Source organism: Bradyrhizobium sp. USDA 3240 (assembly GCF_054063295.1).
The window spans coordinates 1,969,533-1,987,839 of the sequence record NZ_JBSSGD010000002.1 but is presented as its reverse complement, the minus strand read 5'-3'; the positions used below and the strand labels follow the sequence as shown (position 1 = coordinate 1,987,839).

General features: G+C 64.1%; 16 protein-coding genes. 11 read left to right on the top strand and 5 right to left on the bottom strand.

Going from position 1 to position 18,307, the window contains the following annotated elements:
- The first annotated feature begins 539 nt into the window (after positions 1–539).
- The 3 genes from ACVIGA_RS10210 to ACVIGA_RS10200 all read left to right on the top strand — a co-directional run bounded on the left by ACVIGA_RS10210 (position 540) and on the right by ACVIGA_RS10200 (position 2,602).
- The gene (locus ACVIGA_RS10210) at positions 540–1,757 is read left to right on the top strand and encodes an extensin-like domain-containing protein (RefSeq protein WP_456666277.1); all 1,218 of its coding nucleotides are present in this window, start codon (positions 540–542) and stop codon (positions 1,755–1,757) included.
- Positions 1,758–1,868: 111 nt separating this feature from the next.
- Complete coding sequence (locus tag ACVIGA_RS10205) at positions 1,869–2,252, top strand: response regulator (RefSeq protein WP_050403215.1); 384 nt, start codon at positions 1,869–1,871, stop codon at positions 2,250–2,252.
- A gap of 155 nt (positions 2,253–2,407) precedes the next feature.
- A complete protein-coding gene (locus tag ACVIGA_RS10200) occupies positions 2,408–2,602 on the top strand; it encodes a hypothetical protein (protein WP_342727590.1) in 195 nt (64 codons plus the stop codon).
- A gap of 86 nt (positions 2,603–2,688) precedes the next feature.
- Here ACVIGA_RS10200 and ACVIGA_RS10195 read toward each other — a convergent pair whose 3' ends face one another.
- The gene (locus ACVIGA_RS10195; protein WP_456666276.1) at positions 2,689–3,279 is read right to left on the bottom strand and encodes a TetR/AcrR family transcriptional regulator; all 591 of its coding nucleotides are present in this window, start codon (positions 3,277–3,279) and stop codon (positions 2,689–2,691) included.
- 123 nt (positions 3,280–3,402) lie between these two features.
- Here ACVIGA_RS10195 and ACVIGA_RS10190 point away from each other — a divergent pair, with 123 nt between their 5' ends.
- From ACVIGA_RS10190 to ACVIGA_RS10175, 4 genes are all read left to right on the top strand, one after another.
- Positions 3,403–3,783 (top strand): DUF4267 domain-containing protein, encoded by a 381-nt coding sequence (locus ACVIGA_RS10190; protein WP_456666275.1) that lies wholly within the window; start codon positions 3,403–3,405, stop codon positions 3,781–3,783.
- Between the two features lies 1 nt (position 3,784).
- Entirely contained in the window at positions 3,785–4,105 is a 321-nt protein-coding gene (locus ACVIGA_RS10185) for a DoxX family protein (protein ID WP_456670778.1), read from the top strand.
- An 80-nt stretch (positions 4,106–4,185) separates the two neighbouring features.
- Positions 4,186–4,890 carry an SDR family oxidoreductase gene (locus ACVIGA_RS10180; RefSeq protein ID WP_456666274.1) on the top strand — a complete coding sequence of 235 codons (705 nt, stop codon included), beginning with the start codon at positions 4,186–4,188 and terminating at the stop codon, positions 4,888–4,890.
- Positions 4,891–5,295: 405 nt separating this feature from the next.
- Positions 5,296–7,968, top strand: coding sequence for a flavin-containing monooxygenase (locus ACVIGA_RS10175; protein WP_456666273.1), 2,673 nt, complete (start codon positions 5,296–5,298; stop codon positions 7,966–7,968).
- A gap of 77 nt (positions 7,969–8,045) precedes the next feature.
- Here ACVIGA_RS10175 and ACVIGA_RS10170 read toward each other — a convergent pair whose 3' ends face one another.
- Together ACVIGA_RS10170 and ACVIGA_RS10165 are read right to left on the bottom strand one after the other, a co-directional pair.
- Positions 8,046–8,339 (bottom strand): hypothetical protein, encoded by a 294-nt coding sequence (locus ACVIGA_RS10170; protein WP_456666272.1) that lies wholly within the window; start codon positions 8,337–8,339, stop codon positions 8,046–8,048.
- A 164-nt stretch (positions 8,340–8,503) separates the two neighbouring features.
- Entirely contained in the window at positions 8,504–9,346 is an 843-nt protein-coding gene (locus ACVIGA_RS10165) for a GNAT family N-acetyltransferase (protein WP_456666271.1), read from the bottom strand.
- A 371-nt stretch (positions 9,347–9,717) separates the two neighbouring features.
- Here ACVIGA_RS10165 and ACVIGA_RS10160 point away from each other — a divergent pair, with 371 nt between their 5' ends.
- On the top strand, positions 9,718–12,654 hold the full coding sequence (locus ACVIGA_RS10160; protein ID WP_456666270.1) for an Ig-like domain-containing protein: 2,937 nt from the start codon (positions 9,718–9,720) through the stop codon (positions 12,652–12,654).
- Positions 12,655–12,739: 85 nt separating this feature from the next.
- Positions 12,740–13,096 carry a hypothetical protein gene (locus tag ACVIGA_RS10155; protein ID WP_375776176.1) on the top strand — a complete coding sequence of 119 codons (357 nt, stop codon included), beginning with the start codon at positions 12,740–12,742 and terminating at the stop codon, positions 13,094–13,096.
- A gap of 83 nt (positions 13,097–13,179) precedes the next feature.
- Here the strand turns inward: ACVIGA_RS10155 and ACVIGA_RS10150 are convergent, their stop codons facing one another.
- The gene (locus ACVIGA_RS10150; RefSeq protein ID WP_456666269.1) at positions 13,180–14,250 is read right to left on the bottom strand and encodes a helix-turn-helix transcriptional regulator; all 1,071 of its coding nucleotides are present in this window, start codon (positions 14,248–14,250) and stop codon (positions 13,180–13,182) included.
- A gap of 137 nt (positions 14,251–14,387) precedes the next feature.
- Positions 14,388–15,035 carry a TetR/AcrR family transcriptional regulator gene (locus ACVIGA_RS10145; protein ID WP_456666268.1) on the bottom strand — a complete coding sequence of 216 codons (648 nt, stop codon included), beginning with the start codon at positions 15,033–15,035 and terminating at the stop codon, positions 14,388–14,390.
- Between the two features lie 190 nt (positions 15,036–15,225).
- On the opposite strand from ACVIGA_RS10145, the gene ACVIGA_RS10140 reads away from it, so the two are divergent.
- Complete coding sequence (locus ACVIGA_RS10140; protein WP_456666267.1) at positions 15,226–16,539, top strand: HlyD family secretion protein; 1,314 nt, start codon at positions 15,226–15,228, stop codon at positions 16,537–16,539.
- Positions 16,540–16,589: 50 nt separating this feature from the next.
- The gene (locus ACVIGA_RS10135) at positions 16,590–18,179 is read left to right on the top strand and encodes a DHA2 family efflux MFS transporter permease subunit (RefSeq protein ID WP_456666266.1); all 1,590 of its coding nucleotides are present in this window, start codon (positions 16,590–16,592) and stop codon (positions 18,177–18,179) included.
- The last annotated feature ends 128 nt before the right edge of the window (positions 18,180–18,307 follow it).

Sequence of the window (18,307 nt, the reverse complement as noted above, 5' to 3'; positions counted from 1 at the left end):
TGCTCAGCAGAGGACTCGCGAAATCCATTGGGACGCTCCCTTGGTTCACAACGCTGCCCGCATTAACACAAAAGCTAGCAAGTGGTTCCTGGCCAAAAAAGTCAGCCTTGCTGCCAAGCTCGATGTTCCCGCGTGATGCCGCATTGCGGTGTCTGGCTCAAACAGGCGGCGAATCAAGATGTTGAAGCGTCCGCAAATAAATTCCGCTGCGTTGCGGGTTACGGACAGGTCGCCGGCCCGGGATACCGTCTGTCAGATCTCAGCAAGATTGTGGTGTTTAGAAACGCAATCCAAAGGTGAATGACGATGCCGGGCACAGAATGTTGAGCCCGATGCATTCTCGATCACGACAGCGCGGTGGCAATCACCTCGCGCTGCAGTGTCGTGACGCAGAGCATTCGCGACAGTTGCTGACAACGAGATCGATGCGGTCGCGCGAATTGCCGTGCCGGGTTCCACCGCATGGTTAAAGACAGCTGAAATCAAACGATCGAAATGCGTTGAAGAGTCTTTAATCAAATTCGCAGAACCTCCGCGCCATGACGCGTGGAGTTCGTTTGTATCTCGTCGGCTCCCTTGTCCTTGTGTCGCTTGCTGGTTGCGGCCGCGGTCTGTTTCAGACTGCCGAGCGCGAACCGTGGCGGGCCGAGGCCGAGGCCGCATGCCTGAAATCAGGCGCGGTCAAGGAAGGCCCGGACCTCGTCCGCATCGATCCGATTTCCGGCCCCGGTGTCTGCGGCGCCGAGTTTCCGCTCAAGGTCGCCGCGCTCGGCGAAGCCAGTGCAGCTTACGGATTTGCCGACGACAGCCTGCGTCCGCCGGCGTCGGTCGGCAACCAGCCGCGTTGGCCGATCAATCGTCAACCGGGCCCGGCGCCCGCACAGGCGCCGTATTCCGAACAAGCCGTCGGTCAGCCGAACTATGGCGGCCAGCAGAGCGGACCGGTGTCGCTGTCGGCGCCCGGCGTCCCGCCGCAGCAGGGCGAGATCGACCTGCCGCCGGATGGCTCGCCCGATGCTAACGGCGAGCGACCTTATTATCCCGGCCTGCGCAGTAATCCGCAGCGCGAGGGCGCGACCGCGCTTTATTCACCTGCGCCGTATTCGCAGCAGCCGCCAGGCGTAGCACCGCCGCCGCGGCTCGGCCCGTCGAACGGCAACCCGGTGATGGCGGTCGGCCCGGTTGCAGTGAAGCCTGCGGCAACGCTGGCGTGTCCGATCGTCTCGGTGCTGGAGCGCTGGCTCGCCGATTCCGTGCAGCCGGCGGCGCAACGCTGGTTCGGCGCGCGCGTGGTCGAGATCAAGCAGATCTCGGCCTATTCCTGCCGCGGCATGAACGGCAATTCGCACGCGCATATTTCCGAGCACGCCTTCGGCAATGCGCTCGATATTGCGGCCTTCACGCTCTCTGACGGCCGGCGCATCTCGGTGAAGGACGGCTGGAAGGGCCTGCCGGAGGAGCAGGGCTTTCTGCGCGATGTTCAGGCCGCCGCCTGCCAGCAATTCACCACGGTGCTGGCGCCGGGTTCCAACGTCTATCATTACGACCACATCCATGTGGATCTGATGCGCCGGGCCAGCCGGCGCCTGATCTGCCAGCCCGCTGCCGTCTCCGGCGACGAGGTCGCGGCGCGTGCCGGCGGCCGTAGCCCCTATGCAGCGCGCGAACCTTATGTCACAGGATCGCTTGGCGGCAGAAAGCCGGCCCCGCGGGGTAAAGCGGGGGTCAACGAAGAAGACGAATTCGCCGACGAATAGGACGCGTCTGATACCCGTATTTTTACTGGGGATGCCGTGCAAACGGTAGCCACTATTTGCTGCATATGCTCGCGGAGCCGGGCGCACCCGGCTGATTTCTGGGGGATAGCTTTGCAAGACGTGCCGATCATTCTCGTCATCGAAGACGATCGTGATCTTCAGATGATGGTAGAGGACGCCCTGAGGGACGGCGGCTATGAGCCGGCGATCGCAGGCTCGGGTGAGGAAGCCCTGACGCTGCTGAAAGCGTTCCGAACCAAATACAGTGCGCTGGTGACCGACATTCGCCTGCTTGGCCGGCTCGACGGCTGGCGCGTGGCGCGCGGCGCCCGCGAGATCGATCCATCTTTTCCGGTGCTCTACATCACCGGCGGCGGCGGCGACGAGTGGCCGACCCGGGGTGTGCCGGATAGCGTACTGCTGAACAAGCCGTTCTCGCCCGACGAACTGGTCGCGGCCGTGACCAAGCTGCTCAAGAACGGCGCGCCGGCCTGACGGCGGTTCGGAGCGGTCTGCCGCGCCCGGTGGGCTGTTCGCGGCAGGCGCCTATTCCGTCTTTACCTATTCCGTCTTTATAAGATCTCGTCGCGGGTCTTCTCGAATTCCTACGCCCTCGCGCTCATCTTCGCCGCACCAGCCGGAGAACGAAGATGACGACCTATCGCGCCTATATTGTCGGACCGCACAGCCGATCCATCGGCGTGGTCAACATGGATTGCAGCGACGACGATGCGGCCGTCACATCGGCCAGCCGTCTTGTCGACCGCCATGATGTCGAGCTGTGGCAGATGGACCGGCCCGTCGCCAGGTTCGACGCCTGTTCGAAGCAGGTGTTCCGGAAGTAGGGCGACACTGCGCGGCAGACCAGCGCGCAGACTGACAAGCGAGCGGCCGGTCTCGATGCGCCGAAGCAGTCGTTCAACTGAACGTCTCAGCCGCGAGCACGCGAGCTGTTTCCGGAAACGACGATCGCCCGGACCACGAGTGCGATGCGTTGGTTGCGCGCGCCGGGCCTAACTCGGCCTGAACGTTCGAGTGCAGCGAGCCCATGGAGGGCTGCCCAAAAAGTCTCGGTCACATCAGCTACGTCGACGCAAAACGGCGCGACGACCGCCGCGAGGGCTTCGAAACCGGCCCGCAGTTCGGGTCTGGTGCCAGCTTCGGCGAACCGCAAATCCGTTGGCAGGACAAACATGGCGTCGTAGAGCGCGGGACGATCCAGCGCAAAAGCGAGATAGGCCAGGGCGACATTCTTGAGGGCGTTTCGTCCCGTCGATCCGCTCGCTGCTTCGCGAAGTGCGACCGCGAGGTCCTTGAAGCCCTCGACTGCAACTGCCGCAACAATCGCACCCCGGTTCTTGAAATGTGAGTAGAGGACGGGCTGGCTATATTCGATCTCGTCGGCGAGGCGGCGGATTGTAACGCCATCCCATCCTTCGCGCTCTGCGATCGCCCGCGCTGCCGCGACAATGCGACGCTCGCGCTCGGCACGGTCCCTGCCTTTCCGCTCAGCGGTACCCAATCGTCGATCTCCCGGACCGGGAAGGTCCAAATACATCAATATCATACCCGCGCTTGACATTCTAGCGTTGCTATATATCTAGCGTTGCTAGATATTGTTATAAAGCTAGACGAGGACGATGTGATGCATTGGCTTGCGCTCGGAACGGGATTGCTCCTGGCCCTGGGAATTATCGCGATCGGCACCAGCTATCTCGCGAGCCCGACAACCGCGACACGCAGTTTCGGGCTGCCGCTTCCTGACAATGGCACCAACATCGCATGGTGGCTTCGCCTCAAGGGGGTGCGCGACATTGCCGCGGGATTGGCCGTATTGGCGTTCATGGTGTTCGGCGCGCCGCGCGAGGTCGGCATCCTCCTGCTGGTTGAAGCCATCATCCCCGTCGGCGACATGCTGCTCATACTTGCCGCGAAAGGCTCAACCAAAAGCGCCCTCGGCATGCACGGTCTCACAGCGGTGATCATGGTCCTTGCGGCAATGCCCCTGATCATTGGTGTGCCCTGAGATGATACACGCTCTTTCGATCTGGCTGCTCGTGGCCGGCTTCCTTGGCGCAGGCCTCTTCAACGCGATCAGCACGTCAGCGACCCAAGGCGATTTCGCGCGGTGGGGCTACCCGCGCTGGTGGGGCATTTTGACCGGTGGACTGGAACTGATAAGCGCTGCGCTGATTGCAATTCCCGTCAGTCGGGTTCCTGGCCTCGTGCTTGGGGCGGTCATCATTGCGGCCGCGGTTTTCACCGTTCTGCGCCACCGTGAATTTTCGCACCTGGTGCCACTTGGCGTCTTTGTCGTCTTGATCGCGCTCGCCGCGACCTCGTCCTGAGCGCCGCCCCGGGTGTCGCGCCGCGCGATCCCTGATGATAGACCTTGCGCCAGCTTCGTCATCAACAGGGATACCAGGTCATGGCTTTGGAGAAGGTCGCACTCGTCATCGCAGGCGGCAGCGGCATGGGAGCGGCGGCGGCGCGGCGGCTTGCCGCAGATGGATTTCGCGTTGCGATCCTGTCGTCGTCGGGCAAGGGCGAGGCGCTGGCCGCCGAGCTCGGCGGCATCGGCTTCACCGGCTCGAACCGTTCGAACGATGATCTGAAGCGCGCCGTCGACGGCGTGATGGCGCGCTGGGGCCGCATCGACGCGCTGGTCAACAGCGCCGGCCACGGCCCGCGCGCGGGTGTGCTGGAACTGACCGACGAGCAGTGGCACACCGGCCTCGACGTCTATCTGATCAACGTGATCCGACCGACACGTCTCGTCGCGCCTCACATGCAGGCCCAGAAATCGGGGGCGATCGTCAACATCTCCACCGCCTGGGCATTCGAGCCGAGCGCGATGTTTCCGACCTCCGCGGTGTTCCGCGCCGGGCTCGCCGCGTTCACAAAACTGTTCACCGACAGCTACGCCGCCGACAACGTCCGCATGAACAATGTGCTGCCGGGCTGGATCGACAGTCTGCCGGCCACCGACGCGCGCCGCGACAGCGTACCGATGAAGCGCTACGGCAAGGCGGAGGAGATCGCCGCGACGATCAGCTTCCTCGTCTCCGACGGTGCGGGCTACATCACCGGACAGAACATCCGGGTTGATGGCGGTTTGATGCGGTCGGTGTAGTGCACAGTGCGGGTCCCGTTATTCTGAGAACAAGTGAGTTTGTGATCCACAAGCGGGACCAAATATTCGGTGTCGTCCCGGCCTAGTGCGCAATTGCGCACGGGAGCCGGGACCCATAACCACCGATGGTCATTGTTGCGCGTGGGCGGAACGACGAGTTGCGTCCACAACATCCGCCGCGGAGTATGGGTCCCGGCGTTCGCCGGGACGACGATGAGTGTGTGGCGCCATTCGTACTCGTTGCGTCGCCACAACTCATGTCACCACTTGCGTCCACACGCTACGCATCGTGCTCCAGGCTGCACGCGTCATAATTGCGGCGACCTCAGATTGCGTTTGTCGTGATGACAAACTGAAAGCGCAGCGCTAGCCTTCCGTCAAATCAAAACATACGGGAGGAATGGCATGCCAGACGCAGCAGTTGCAGCACGCGCTTCGGACTCCACGCACAGCGGAACCACGCAGCAGGTCGACGTCGCGGTCGTCGGCGCCGGTTTCGCCGGTCTCTATCTGCTGCATCGGTTGCGCAAGGCGGGCTTCTCGGTTGTTGCGCTCGAAGAGGGCGCCGACGTCGGCGGCACCTGGTATTGGAACCGGTATCCCGGCGCGCGCTGCGACATCCAGACCATCGATTACAGCTATACATTCGATCCCGAGCTCGATCAGGCATGGACCTGGTCGGAGAAATACGCGACCCAGCCGGAAATCTTGCGCTATCTCGGCTTCGTCGCCGACCGCTACGATCTGCGCCGTGACATCAGGTTCGGCACCAAGGTCACGCAGGCGAACTGGAATGATGCGACGTCGCGCTGGCAGATTGCGACCAACAACGGCGCCAATGTCTCGTGCCGCCACTACATCATGGCGACCGGCTGCCTGTCGTCGCCGAAGCCGCCGGAGATCGACGGCGTCAAGGATTTTAAAGGCGAGATCTATTTCACAGGCCGCTGGCCGCATCAGGGCGTCGATCTGAAGGGCAAGCGCGTTGCCGTGATCGGCACCGGATCGTCGGGCATTCAGTCGATCCCGTTGATCGCCGAACAGGCCGCGCAACTCACCGTGTTCCAGCGCACGCCGAACTTCGCATTGCCGGCCGGCAACGGTCCGGCGCCGGAGGATCGCAAGACCTTCTTCGAGACTGATCGTGCGGCCTATCGCGAGCAGGCGCGCTGGTCGATGGCCGGTGTGCCGTATCCGCAGCAGACCGTGGTGAGCTGGCAATTGAGCGATGCCGAACGCCGCGAGCGGTTCGAGAAGGCGTGGGCGGCGGGCGACCTCGTCCACATCCTGACCCAGCTCTGGGCCGACCAGGCGGTTGATGTCGACGGCAACCGGCTGGTCGCCGATCTGATCCGCGAGAAGATCGGTGCCGTGGTCAAGGATCCGGAGATCGCCGCGGCGCTAGCCCCGCACGATCATCCGTTCGGCGCCAAGCGTCCCTGCCTCGATACCAACTACTATGCGACCTACAACCGTCCGAACGTGACCCTGGTGAATCTGCGGCAGGAGCGGATCAAGGCAATCACCGCCGGCGGCATCTCGACCGACAAGCGCAGCTTCGATGTCGACGTCATCGTGTTCGCCACCGGCTTCGACGCGATGACCGGCGCCATCATGGCCGTGCATCCGATCTCCGGCCGCGGCGGCAAGTCGCTGTCGGATGTCTGGGCGCACGGACCGCAGACCTATCTCGGCGTCACCGTCGCGGGCTTCCCCAATCTGTTCATGATCACCGGTCCCGGCAGCCCGTCGGTGCTGTCGAACATGGCTGTCTCGATCGAGCAGCATGTCGACTGGGTGGTCGACCGCATCGCCGCGCTGCGTGACGCCGGTTTCACGACGATGGAAGCAACCGAGGCCGCGCAGGCCGGCTGGGAACGGCACATGGCCGACTGCGCGACGCTGACGCTGCACCGGCTCGCCAACACCTGGTACACGGGCGCCAATGTGCCCGGCAAGCCGCAGGGTGTGATGCCTTATACCGGCGGCGTCGGTCCGTATCGCAGCATCTGCAACGAGGTGGTCGGGCGCGGCATGCTCGGCTTCAAGCTCACAGGACCCGGCGTTGCCGAGCAGTGCAATGACGGCGAGGTGGTGCGCTTGCAGCCCGATGTGCGGCTGGTGCTCGGGATGCTCGGCGAGATGAACCTGCCGCCGATCGAGACGATGGGCGCGCAGGGCGCGCGCGACTTCCTCAACGAGTTCAACAAGGGCCGTCCCGCCGGCCGCCCGGTCGGCGAGGTCGGCACCGGCATGCTGCAGGGCGCTGAAGGTCCGCTGCCGTACAAGCTGTATCGCCCGGCGACGCCGGGGCCGCATCCGATCGTGGTGTATTTCCACGGCGGCGGCTGGGTGCTTGGCGACGAGCTGTCGGACGATCCGTTCTGCCGCGATCTGTGCCGGCGCACCGGCATGATCATCGTCAGCGTCGGCTATCGCCACGCGCCCGAGCATCGCTTCCCGGCTGCGGCCGAGGACGGCTATGCGGCGACGCGCTGGATCGCAGCCCACACCGCCGAGCTCGGCGGCCGGGCAGGGCCGGTGCTGGTCGCGGGCTGGAGCGCCGGCGGCAACATCGCGGCCGTGACCTGCCAGCTCGCGCGCGATCGCGGCGGGCCCGAGATCGCGGGCCAGCTCTTGATCTGCCCGGTCACCGACTCCTCGTTCGACCGGCAGTCCTATGTCGACAACGCGGCCGGCTACTTCCTGACCCGCGGGCTGATGTTCTGGTTCTGGGACCTGTACTGCTCGCCCGCCGACCGCACCGATCCGCGCGTCGCGCCGTTGCGCGGCAAGCTTGAAGGCCTGCCCCCGGCGTTCATCGCGACTGCGGAGTTCGATCCGCTGCGCGACGAGGGCAATGCCTATGGCGACGCGCTCGCGAAAGCCGGCGTCAAGGTCGAGCAGCTCAAGGCGCAAGGCCACTTCCACTCGTCGTTCGTGATGGTCGACGTCATCATCACCGGCGTCAGCGGCCGTGTGAAAATGGCGAAGGCGCTAAGGCGTTTCGCCGGACTGCCCGAGGAGCTGGAGCAGGACAACGTCGCCACCCCGCGGGTCAACGCCGCGGCGAATTAGGGAGCGCAAACCCCCGCGGCTTGCCCGCGGGGATTTCGCACGACTTCGGAGCTCCGGTTCGATCAGAACCGGAAGCTCTAGAGGAAGGCAAGATGCTCCACCTTGTGCACGACGTCGTCGAGCGTCTGCTTGGTGGCCGCGGTATCGCCGCCGGCCATGAAGACCTGCCAGAACTGCCGATCGACATTGTGCAGATGCAGGATGGACACGCGAACGCCGTTCTTGTTGCCGGCGACCTCCGACTGGGTATTGACGACATCGGTGAAGCCGTTCTGCTTCAGTTTGTTGGCGACGACGCCTTTGAGTTCGCCGACATTGGCGAGAGCCTCGCTGAGGCCCATGCTGCGGAAGTTGAAGAACAGGAACGCCATGCGACACCTCCTTCTGTCGCGGACGAGCGCAGCGCGTGCGGAAGTGCCTTGAACTGGCTCTCTCGCTCAACCAGAGGTGTATTCCTGTATTGAATGATCGCGTTATGAGCCGCTTCACAGGAACCGGTTCCGCGATCGTGCGGCATTTGAACGCAGAGGCTTCTCTAGCCCAGCTCGAACGTCGTGACGCCGAACACGCGATCGATCCGCAATGGCGGGATCGCGCCGGTGTACATCCGCGCGGTCTCGAACACCGGCGACAGCCCGAGGCCTTGCGCCAGCGCGACGGCATCGCGGTTGACCGCGGGCACATCGAGGAATATCTCGCCGCCGCCTGCGCTCGCGAGCAATGCGGACAGGATGGTCTTGGCGCCGGCGCGGTCGTCGGCGACGAGCGGACCGATCTTGCGGCCGGTACGGCACGGACGGATCACCCCCCAGCCGGCCAGCCTGCCGTTGCGCATCAGCGCGCATCCGACATGGCCCGGCGTATTGATCCAGGCGCGCAGGAAGGCCGGACGCGGTGCAGGAAACACCGTGGCGTCATCGGCCTCGACCAGCGCCATAGGCACCTCGGTCAGCGCGACGATGCCGGCGTTCGGCGCTGGTGGTGCAGTGACCGTGCCGCCGTAGCGCACATTGGCGTAAGCGAGCGCGAAGCCGGACTTTTGGTAGCTCGCCTGCTGCGCCACCACGCCATCGAGCCCGATCACGCGCGGATGCGCATGCGCGATGGCCGCATTCCAGATCTTCAGACCGTAGCCGCGGCCGCGCAGATCCGGGCGCACGATATAGAAGCCGAGGAAGGAGAAACCTGCGCCGTAATTGACGCAGGAGATCACCGCGACCGGCTCTCGGTCGAGCTCGCCGATGAAAAATCCCGACGGATCCTCGGCGGCAAAGCAGGGCGCATCGGCGAGACCGGGATTCCATCCCTCCGCCGCGGCCCAGTCGATCGCGAGCGCGATCTCGTCGGGTCGCATATGTCGGATGATGAGGTCGCTCATCGGCGATAATCCCGTGTGATTGGAGTCACGGACTGTGCCTCCATGTTTGTGACGATCACACTACCCTCACAGAATGAGGCTGCCCACAGACGGTGCTTGAACCGAACAAAATTTTCAACGAATTCGTCTAACAATTTATGGTTTTTATATAATTAGAAACACGTTTGACTTGTAGTTGCCACAAGCCTAACAATCTCGCGCGCCGCCGCGGATTTCAGGTGCGGTGCTCGTGAATCCCGAATCAAGCGGCCTTAGCGCCGCAAATTTTGAAATCGGAAGCACCCTCAGCAGAAAGGATTGCATCGCGCGTCAGCAAGACAACTGAACGGAATTGGGGACGTTTTTCATTTCACCCAAAACGGAGTTTTCCCATGACTCAAGTTGTTAATTTGTCCGGTAATCCAGATATCGATGGCATTCTCTGGGGATGGGAGTGGGGGTCGGGCGGCGCGCAGAATCTGACGTTTTCGTTTCCCACCAGCAGCGCTGAATACGGCTATCAGGAGATCGACAATTTCGGCGCGTTCACCGCGTCACAGCAGACGGCGGTGCGTACGGCGCTCGCCAACGTCGCAAGTTTCACCAATCTCACCTTCACCGAGACGACGAGCGCCGGCGCGACGCTGCGCTACGCCAATGCCGACAAGATTGACTACACCGACGACAGCAGTGTCGCCCAGCACACCGGACTGCACGTGCCTGGCAACGCGCCCGGCACCGCGGAGGCCAATCCGCCCGAACTGGGCTACAACGGCAACGCGCCGTTCTCCGCGATGGGCGCGCAAGGCGACGCATGGTTCGTCACCGGCGGCTACACCAATCCGGTGCTCGGCAGCTTCCAGGATGCGGCCGGCATCATGCACGAGACCGGCCATAATCTCGGATTGAAGCACGGCCACATCACGCAGGACGGGCACGGCGTGACGTTCCCTGCGCTGCCGGCTGATCACAATTCTTACGAATACTCGGTGATGACCTACAGCCAGTTTCCTGGCGACAATGCGACCAATGGCGACAACGCGCCCGATCATCCGACCACCTACATGCAGGATGACATCGCCGCGCTCCAGTACATGTACGGCGCGAACTATGGTGCGACGGCGCACAACGGCAACACCACCTACACCTGGAGCCCGACCACCGGCGAGGAGTTCATCGATGGCGTCGGGCAGGGCGCGCCGCAAAGCAATTTCGTGCTGATGACGCTGTGGGATGGCGGCGGCACCGATACCTACGACTTCTCCAATTACACGACCAACCTCTCCATCGATCTCAATCCCGGCGCCTGGACCATTCTGGACACCAGCGCGGCGCACGCGCAGCGTGCCGATCTCGGCAATAACGGGGCGGGCGGCGCTGAGTATTTCGCGCGCGGCAACATCGCCAATGCGTTGATCGATCCGAACAACCCGACCGAGACCGCGTCGCTGATCGAGGACGCCAATGGCGGCTCGGGCAACGACACGATCGTCGGCAACGCCGCCGACAACGTGCTTCGCGGCAATGGCGGCAACGACACGATCGATGGCGGGGGCGGCACCAATACGGTCGTCTACAGCGGCACCCGGCTGCAATACATCGCGACCCTGCTCGGCAGCGGTGCGATCCTGATCGCCGACCAGCGCGGCGGGTCACCTGACGGGACCGACACCGTCACCAACATCCAGAAATTCGAATTCGCCGACGGTACATTCAACGAGACTGAGGTGCTGAACCGTCCGCCGGTGCTGTCGCCCGATCCGGGATCGCCGCATCCGCTGACCGAATTGGCCAACACCACCAATTCCGCCTCGCTGCAGGAACTTCTCGGCAGACTGACGTTCACCGATGCGAATGCCGGCGACACCCACACCGCGAGTGAGGCGTTTGATACCGCGACCTGGTCCGGCGGCGCCACGATTCCGCTCGCGACGCAGGCAGCCCTCGCAACGGCGCTGACCGATTCGATTGGCGTCGACGGCACCAGCGGGACGCTCAACTGGCAGTTCGACCTGGCAGACAAGAATCTGGACTTCCTGGCGGCTGGCGAGACGCTGACTGTGGTCTACGACGTCACGGTGGCCGACCACCACACCGGCTCGAGCGTCAGTGACTCTTCGACCCAACAGATCACGGTCGTCTTCACCGGCATCAATGATCCCGTGTCGGTAGTGCCGGCACTGTCCAACTTGACGGGGACGATCAGCGAATTGCCCGGCGTCACAGGAAGTTCGACGCCGGATGCGACCGCCGGCACGATCGCCTTCACCGATCCCGACCTCAACGACCGGCCGACTGCGACGATCAATACCGCCGGCGAGACGGTGACCTGGCAGGACTCGACGCACGACTACACGTCGGAACTCACGCCGACGCAGATCGCCTCGCTCGAGGCAGCCTTTACGATCATGCCCGAGGCCGGCAACACCAACGCAGGCAAGATCGACTGGAGCTACAGCATCGTCGACAAGGATCTCGATTTCCTGTCGGTCGGCGAGAGCCTCACCGTCACGGTGCCCGTCATCATCGACGATGCGCATGGCGGGGCCGTCACCCAGGATGTCGTCCTCACCATCAACGGCGCCAATGACGCGCCGATCGCGGTCGCGGACAGCAACGGCACGGCCAAGAAGTCGACGCTGTCGGTTGACGCGTTGCACGGTGTGCTGTCCAACGACACCGATCCTGACATCCACGATCAGGGTCACTCGGTGGTCAGCGCCGTCGACGGGGCGGCCGGCAATGTCGGGCACACCATAGCCGGCACCTACGGCTCGCTGACGCTGGATGCCGACGGCAGCTATGTCTACGTCGCCAACAAGGGGGGCTTGCCGTCGCAGATCGTCGCGCAGGACACCTTCGCCTACACGATTGCCGATCCGCATGGCGCAACGGCGTCGTCGACGCTGAGCATCGTCGTGTTCAATCCCGGCGTCAATTACCAGGCCGGAAGCCATACCACACTGAACGGCGGCAACGGCCAGGACGTGCTCGACGGCTCGGCGGGGCACGACATCCTGATCGGCGGCAATGGCCCGGACGTGCTGATCGGCGGCGATGGTGACACGTTGACCGGCAACAACGAGCCGGACACGTTCCTGTTCCGCCCGCATTTCGGCACCAACGTGATCACCGATTTCGTTGCGCACAATGACGCCGTGCAACTCGACAAGTCGATCTTCGCCAGCGTGAACGACATGCTATCCAATCACACGGCCGATACCGCCGCCGGCGCTGTCATAACGGCCGCGTTCGGCGATACGATCACCTTTGCCGGGATCAAGGCGGCGGAGCTGCAAGCGCACGCAGGCGATTTCCATCTGGTCTGAGCCGGAGGAGGGCGTCCTGCGGCTTGATTCATAAAACCACCCGCCGCAATCTGCTTGCGGCGGGTGGGTGATCGGGACATTCGAAATGACGTGGCGTTTGCCGATATTTGCCATCTCCGCAATCACCCTTGGTGTGATCGACATGACCGCGACGACGCAGATGAACGCGACAAGTGCACTTGCCGCTTCGCCGATCTCGGGCGCCGCGCCGCTTGAGGTGACCTTCACCGGCATGGGGCCGGGGATGCTGGAGGGGGTGGTCGTGCTCGATTTCGGCGACGGCCGGACCGATGACACGATCTCACCGATCCGCGGCTTTCGGCGGACGCACGTCTATCGCGCGGCTGGATCGTATACGGCCGTGCTCAAGAGCGGCGCGTACGGCGGTCAACGCCCGGCCGTGCTGGGCGAAATCGGGCGGGTAACCATCATTGTGGATTGAGTCGAATCTCTCTCTCTCCCGTGACGCTACGGCGCGCGCAGCGCGTCTCGAAGGGTAAGCGCCGCGCCGGTGCGGCGCCATGCTCAGGCAATCCGAAGCACGAGGCTGACCAGTTCGGGCTGGCGGTGCGTGCCGGTTTTGGCGAAGGCCGACTTCAACTGGTTGCGTGCCGTGTCCCGAACGATCCCGAGCCGTTCGGCAGCGTCGTCGATCGAGAGGCCGCCCGCGAGCAGCGCCACCAGCCGCGCTTCTGCCGGCGTGAGGCCGAATGCCTGCGCGATCATGCCGGGCTCGGGCATCGCGCGTGGCGTCAAATTGACGAAGATCAGCATCGCCCGCGCGCCGAGGAAGACGTTGCGTGCCGCACCGTCGATCGGCAACACGCGCAACACCACGGGCCCCTTGTGCATGCGGTGGATCACGATCGGTTCGATCGGCAGCGCCGCGCGCTCGGGGGCAGCCCGGATCAGATCGACGACTTGATCAAGCCGCGCCTGTGCCGCTTTGTCGCGCACGATCAGCCGGCGATCCCTGATCCTGATCTCCGCATCGAAGCCGGCATCGGCGGCTTCGTTGCGATCGATCACGAGGCCCGCGCGGTCGAGTATGACGGCCGGCTGCCGCACCCGGTCGAGAATGCCGGTGATGGAGGCGAGCGCGATGCGGCCGACCGCAGTCGACAGTGTCGCTGTCTCCGTCAGGCGCGGTCCGAGCTGCGCCAGCAGCCGCGTCTCGCGTGTATCGAAGTGGCCTTCCTCTCCGGTGCGCTGCAACGTCAGCACCCACGGTGCGCTGTCGGCCCAGAAGCCGATGCCGGCGAACCATTTGAAGCCGAACGGATACAGCACCTCATTGTACATCGGATCGGACCGGATCTGCTCGGGCGTCAGCAAGTCCTGATCGGTGATCACTTCGCCGGCCATTGCCCGCGGAACGCCCGGAGCGCGCGAATCCTGCTCGTGCCAGTTGTGTGCGAAGTAGTGCTGCACCATCTCTTCGGTCGACGCCGTGCGCGGCACGTCCGGGGTCCGCACGTCGCTTTGCAGCAGCACGGCGCCGGTTGCACCCACCGCTTCGCAGATCGACGTCATGATGCCGGTCCACGCCGTCGGGTCGACCACTGCGTCCCCCAGCCGCGCCGTCACGCTGGACATTCGATCTGGGTCGATATCCCCGTTCATGCAGGGAAGTGTTGCGCGAGGTGGCGTCGCGCGACAAGCGCTAAGTTGCGGTCCTGCCAAAGGAAATAGTCGTATTGGATCGTCACTCGCCCGTCTTGCGACGGCGGGGTTCAATCCGCCTGCTTTGGCCGGTATGCGGCGAAGAACACCCGTGTCGCGCTGTCGACGACATCAGCGATCCGCTCCGGCGAGGGCGACGGATTGGCCTGGAAGATGAACGCCTGGAACAGCGTTGCCTGGCACATCTGCATGAATTGCCAGGCCGCGAGCTGATAGTCGTCGATCACCAGTTCGCCGAGCGCGGCGCGTGCCTCGAGATAGGCGGCGAAGCGGTCGACGGTGTGGGCGATCACATGGGTGTAGAACCGGCTGCCGAGCTCGGGCATCCGCTCGGCGATCGCCATCACGGTGCGGATCGCCGAGCCGCCGCCGGGGCGACACAGCACCGCGACATAGGCGCGGCCGAATTCGGGGAGGGTGGTGTCGACGTCGCGCGCCGGATCGAAGTTGAACGCGACCTTGCCCTGTTCGCGCTTTTCCTCCTCGACGATCGCCGCGAACAGCCCGGCCTTGTCGGGGAAATACACGTACAGGGTGCCCTTGGAGACGGCGGCGGCGCGGGCGATCTCGCCCATGCTGGCGCCGTCGAAGCCGAGCTCCAGGAATACCTTGCGGGCGCCGTCCAGGATCTGGCGGCGCTTCGAGGATTCCTCGTCGCCGACGACGAGGTGGACGGGGTTTAGGGGCGCTGCAACCATTGATTTAGCTTCTCACGAAAGAACCCAACCCAGAATCAGTCCGGGAAGAATCGAAGCCTTATAATCCGCTGGACGGGAATATAGATTGACCGAACCGTTCGGTCAATGGTATTGATGGGAGTGGCGATGCGCCGCACGGCCTTTCTTCCGCCATTGCGGGCGTCGAGATTTTTTCTGGGGAGCCTTGGTTATGGCCGCAGCACGAGATCAGGCTGCACGCATTGTTCGTTCCGAGCCTGACATGGCCGAGGACGCGATGGCGCGCGACGCATCCGTCGATCTCGGTGAGCAGGCCAGAACTGACGAGGCCAAGAGTCCCGGCGACAAAGGTCCTGGTGACAAGCGTCCAGCCGAGGCGCCGCCCGCTTCTGCGCCTGAGAAGCCGGGAGCGTCGCCTGCGGCCGCAGCGCCGAAATCGGGCAAGCGCAGATTCGTGATGATGGGTGTGGTCGGGCTGCTCGCGCTCGCCGCCGCGAGCTATGCCGCCTATTACCTGATGGTCGGGCGCTTCTACATCTCGACCGACGACGCCTATGTCCGGGCCAACAACACCATGCTCGGCGCGCGCGTCGCGGGCCATATCGCGGCGATCCTGCCCGGCGACAACGCGCTGGTGCGCGCTGGCGATGTGATCTTCCGGATCGATGACGGTGACTATCGCATCGCGGTCGATGCCGCGCGCACGCGGATCGCGACCCAGCAGGCGACGATCGAGCGCATCGGTCGCCAGGTCGCGGCGGCCGAAAGCTCGGTCGAGCAGGCGCAGGCGCAACTCGTCTCCGCCGAAGCCGGCCTGAAGCGCGCCGATCTCGATTTCGATCGCCAGCAAGCGCTGAGTACCAAGGGCTTTGCCTCGCGCGCCACTTTCGAAGTCTCCGAAGCCGGCCGTGATCAGGGCGCGGCCGCGGTGCGGTCGGCGCAGGCTGCCTACGACGCCGCAAAGAGCAACGTCGATGTCACCAAGGCGCAGCAGGCCGAGGCCCGCGCCCAGCTCGCCGAGTTGCAGACCCAGCTCGCCAAGGCCGAGCGCGATCTCGATTTCACCCAGGTGCGCGCGCCGGTCGACGGCACCTTCTCCAACCGCCTGGTCAACACCGGCGACTACATCAATGTCGGCCAGCGGCTCGGCAATGTGGTGCCGCTCGACGGCGTCTTCATCGACGCCAACTACAAAGAGACCCAGCTCAAGCGCATCCGTACCGGACAGCGGGTGACGATCAAGGTCGACGCCTACGGTTTCCGCAAGTTCACCGGCATCGTCGACAGCATTTCGCCGGCGGCAGGCTCGGTGTTCACGCTGCTGCCGCCCGACAACGCCACCGGCAACTTCACCAAGATCGTGCAGCGCCTGCCGGTCCGCATCCGGGTGCCGAACAGCGTCGCGAAGCAGGGCATGCTGCGCGCCGGGATGTCGGTCTACACCACCGTCGACACGCGAGAGGGCGCGGCCGACGCCGACGCCGATACCGACCTCGACGCGCCGATGATGATCCATCCGCAGTGATGCCTTGAAGCTTCGAACCGCAGGTTCGAAGCGCGGAGCCTGACGAGCCCATGGCCGACGCGACCACTGCTTCGCCCTCGATGATGACCGGCGCCTCGGAGACCGAGCGGCTCCAGCCCAAGCGGGTCGTCGCCTTCATCATCATGGTGTTCGGCATGTTCATGTCGATCCTGGACATCCAGATCGTCTCGGCCTCGCTCACCGAGATCCAGGCCGGCCTGTCGGCGTCGTCGACCGAAGTCTCGTGGGTGCAGACCGCCTATCTGATTGCCGAGGTGATCGCGATCCCCTTGTCGGGATTCCTGTCGCGCGCGCTTGGCACCCGGCTGTTGTTTGCGATCTCGGCGTTCGGCTTCACGGTGTCCAGCCTGCTGTGCGGCTTCGCCTCCTCGATCGAGCAGATGATCCTGTGGCGCGCGCTGCAGGGCTTCCTCGGCGCCGGCATGATCCCGACGGTGTTCGCCTCGGCCTACACCATCTTCCCGCGCTCCAAGTTCTACATCGTGGCGCCGATCATCGGCCTGGTCGCGACGCTGGCGCCGACCGTTGGGCCGACCGTCGGCGGCTACATCACCGATTTGATGTCGTGGCACTGGCTGTTCTTCATCAACATCGTGCCCGGAATCATCATCACCGTCGGCGTGCTGGCGCTGGTCGATTTCGACCAGCCGAACTTCGCGCTGCTCGAGCGCTTCGACTGGTGGGGCCTGATCTTCATGGGCGGCTTCCTCGGCTCGCTGGAATATGTGCTCGAGGAAGGCCCGCAATATGAATGGCTGCAGGACACCTCGGTGGCGATCTGCGCCGCGATCGGTTTCGTCTCGGCGGTCGCCTTCTTCTGGCGGGTGCTGACCGCGGAGGAGCCGATCGTCGATCTCTATGCCTTCTCCAACCGCAACTTCGCGGTCGGCTGCGTGCTGCAGTTCTGCATCGGCATCGGGCTCTACGGCCTGACCTACGTCTATCCGCGCTATCTCGCCGAGATCCGCGGCTACAGCGCGCTGATGATCGGCGAGACCATGTTCGTCTCCGGCGTCACCATGTTCTTCATGGCGCCGGTGGTCGGCCGTCTCATGCAGAAGGTCGATCTGCGCTACATCATCGCCTTCGGCCTCGTCACCTTCGCGCTCGGTTCCTGGCAGATGACCTGGATCACGCGCGAGTACGATTTCTACGAACTCCTGGTGCCGCAGATCCTGCGCGGCATCGGCATGATGTGCGCGATGGTGCCGACCAACAACATCGCGCTCGCGACGCTGCCGCAGGACCGCGTCAAGAACGCCTCCGGCCTGTTCAACCTGATGCGCAATCTCGGCGGCGCCGTCGGGCTTGCCGTGATCAACGAGGCGCTCAACGACCGCACGGATCTGCACATCTCGCGGCTGCAGGACCGCGTGACCTGGGGCAACGCAACCGCGGTCGAGACCCTCAACAACTTCACCCAGCGCCTGCAGGGCATGGGCGATGCCACGACCATGGCGATGAAGCAGCTCTCGCAGCTCGTGCATCGCCAGGCTCAGGTGATGAGCTATGGCGACGCATTCTTCATGCTGTCGCTGTTCTATGTCGGCCTCAGCCTCCTGGTGCTGTTCGTCAACAAGCCGCCGTCGATGACCGCGGGCGGCGGCGACGCGCATTGAGCGCATCGGCTTTTGCGTGATGTGCGCCCGGTCGCGTGCAGAGCGTTGCATCGCCGACACATTGACGCACTCACGTTCTTGTCATCTTGCCAATTGCGCGTGATGCATTTATAAGCAGCGCATTCCTT

Coding starts and splice junctions, on each gene's coding strand:
- ACVIGA_RS10165 (WP_456666271.1), bottom strand. CDS start 9,346: ATGAGCGACCTCATCATCCGACATATGCGACCCGACGAGATCGCGCTC.
- ACVIGA_RS10210 (WP_456666277.1), top strand. CDS start 540: ATGACGCGTGGAGTTCGTTTGTATCTCGTCGGCTCCCTTGTCCTTGTG.
- ACVIGA_RS10185 (WP_456670778.1), top strand. CDS start 3,785: ATGATACACGCTCTTTCGATCTGGCTGCTCGTGGCCGGCTTCCTTGGC.
- ACVIGA_RS10180 (WP_456666274.1), top strand. CDS start 4,186: ATGGCTTTGGAGAAGGTCGCACTCGTCATCGCAGGCGGCAGCGGCATG.
- ACVIGA_RS10145 (WP_456666268.1), bottom strand. CDS start 15,035: ATGGTTGCAGCGCCCCTAAACCCCGTCCACCTCGTCGTCGGCGACGAG.
- ACVIGA_RS10155 (WP_375776176.1), top strand. CDS start 12,740: ATGACGTGGCGTTTGCCGATATTTGCCATCTCCGCAATCACCCTTGGT.
- ACVIGA_RS10150 (WP_456666269.1), bottom strand. CDS start 14,250: ATGTCCAGCGTGACGGCGCGGCTGGGGGACGCAGTGGTCGACCCGACG.
- ACVIGA_RS10160 (WP_456666270.1), top strand. CDS start 9,718: ATGACTCAAGTTGTTAATTTGTCCGGTAATCCAGATATCGATGGCATT.
- ACVIGA_RS10175 (WP_456666273.1), top strand. CDS start 5,296: ATGCCAGACGCAGCAGTTGCAGCACGCGCTTCGGACTCCACGCACAGC.
- ACVIGA_RS10200 (WP_342727590.1), top strand. CDS start 2,408: ATGACGACCTATCGCGCCTATATTGTCGGACCGCACAGCCGATCCATC.
- ACVIGA_RS10135 (WP_456666266.1), top strand. CDS start 16,590: ATGGCCGACGCGACCACTGCTTCGCCCTCGATGATGACCGGCGCCTCG.
- ACVIGA_RS10170 (WP_456666272.1), bottom strand. CDS start 8,339: ATGGCGTTCCTGTTCTTCAACTTCCGCAGCATGGGCCTCAGCGAGGCT.
- ACVIGA_RS10190 (WP_456666275.1), top strand. CDS start 3,403: ATGCATTGGCTTGCGCTCGGAACGGGATTGCTCCTGGCCCTGGGAATT.
- ACVIGA_RS10140 (WP_456666267.1), top strand. CDS start 15,226: ATGGCCGCAGCACGAGATCAGGCTGCACGCATTGTTCGTTCCGAGCCT.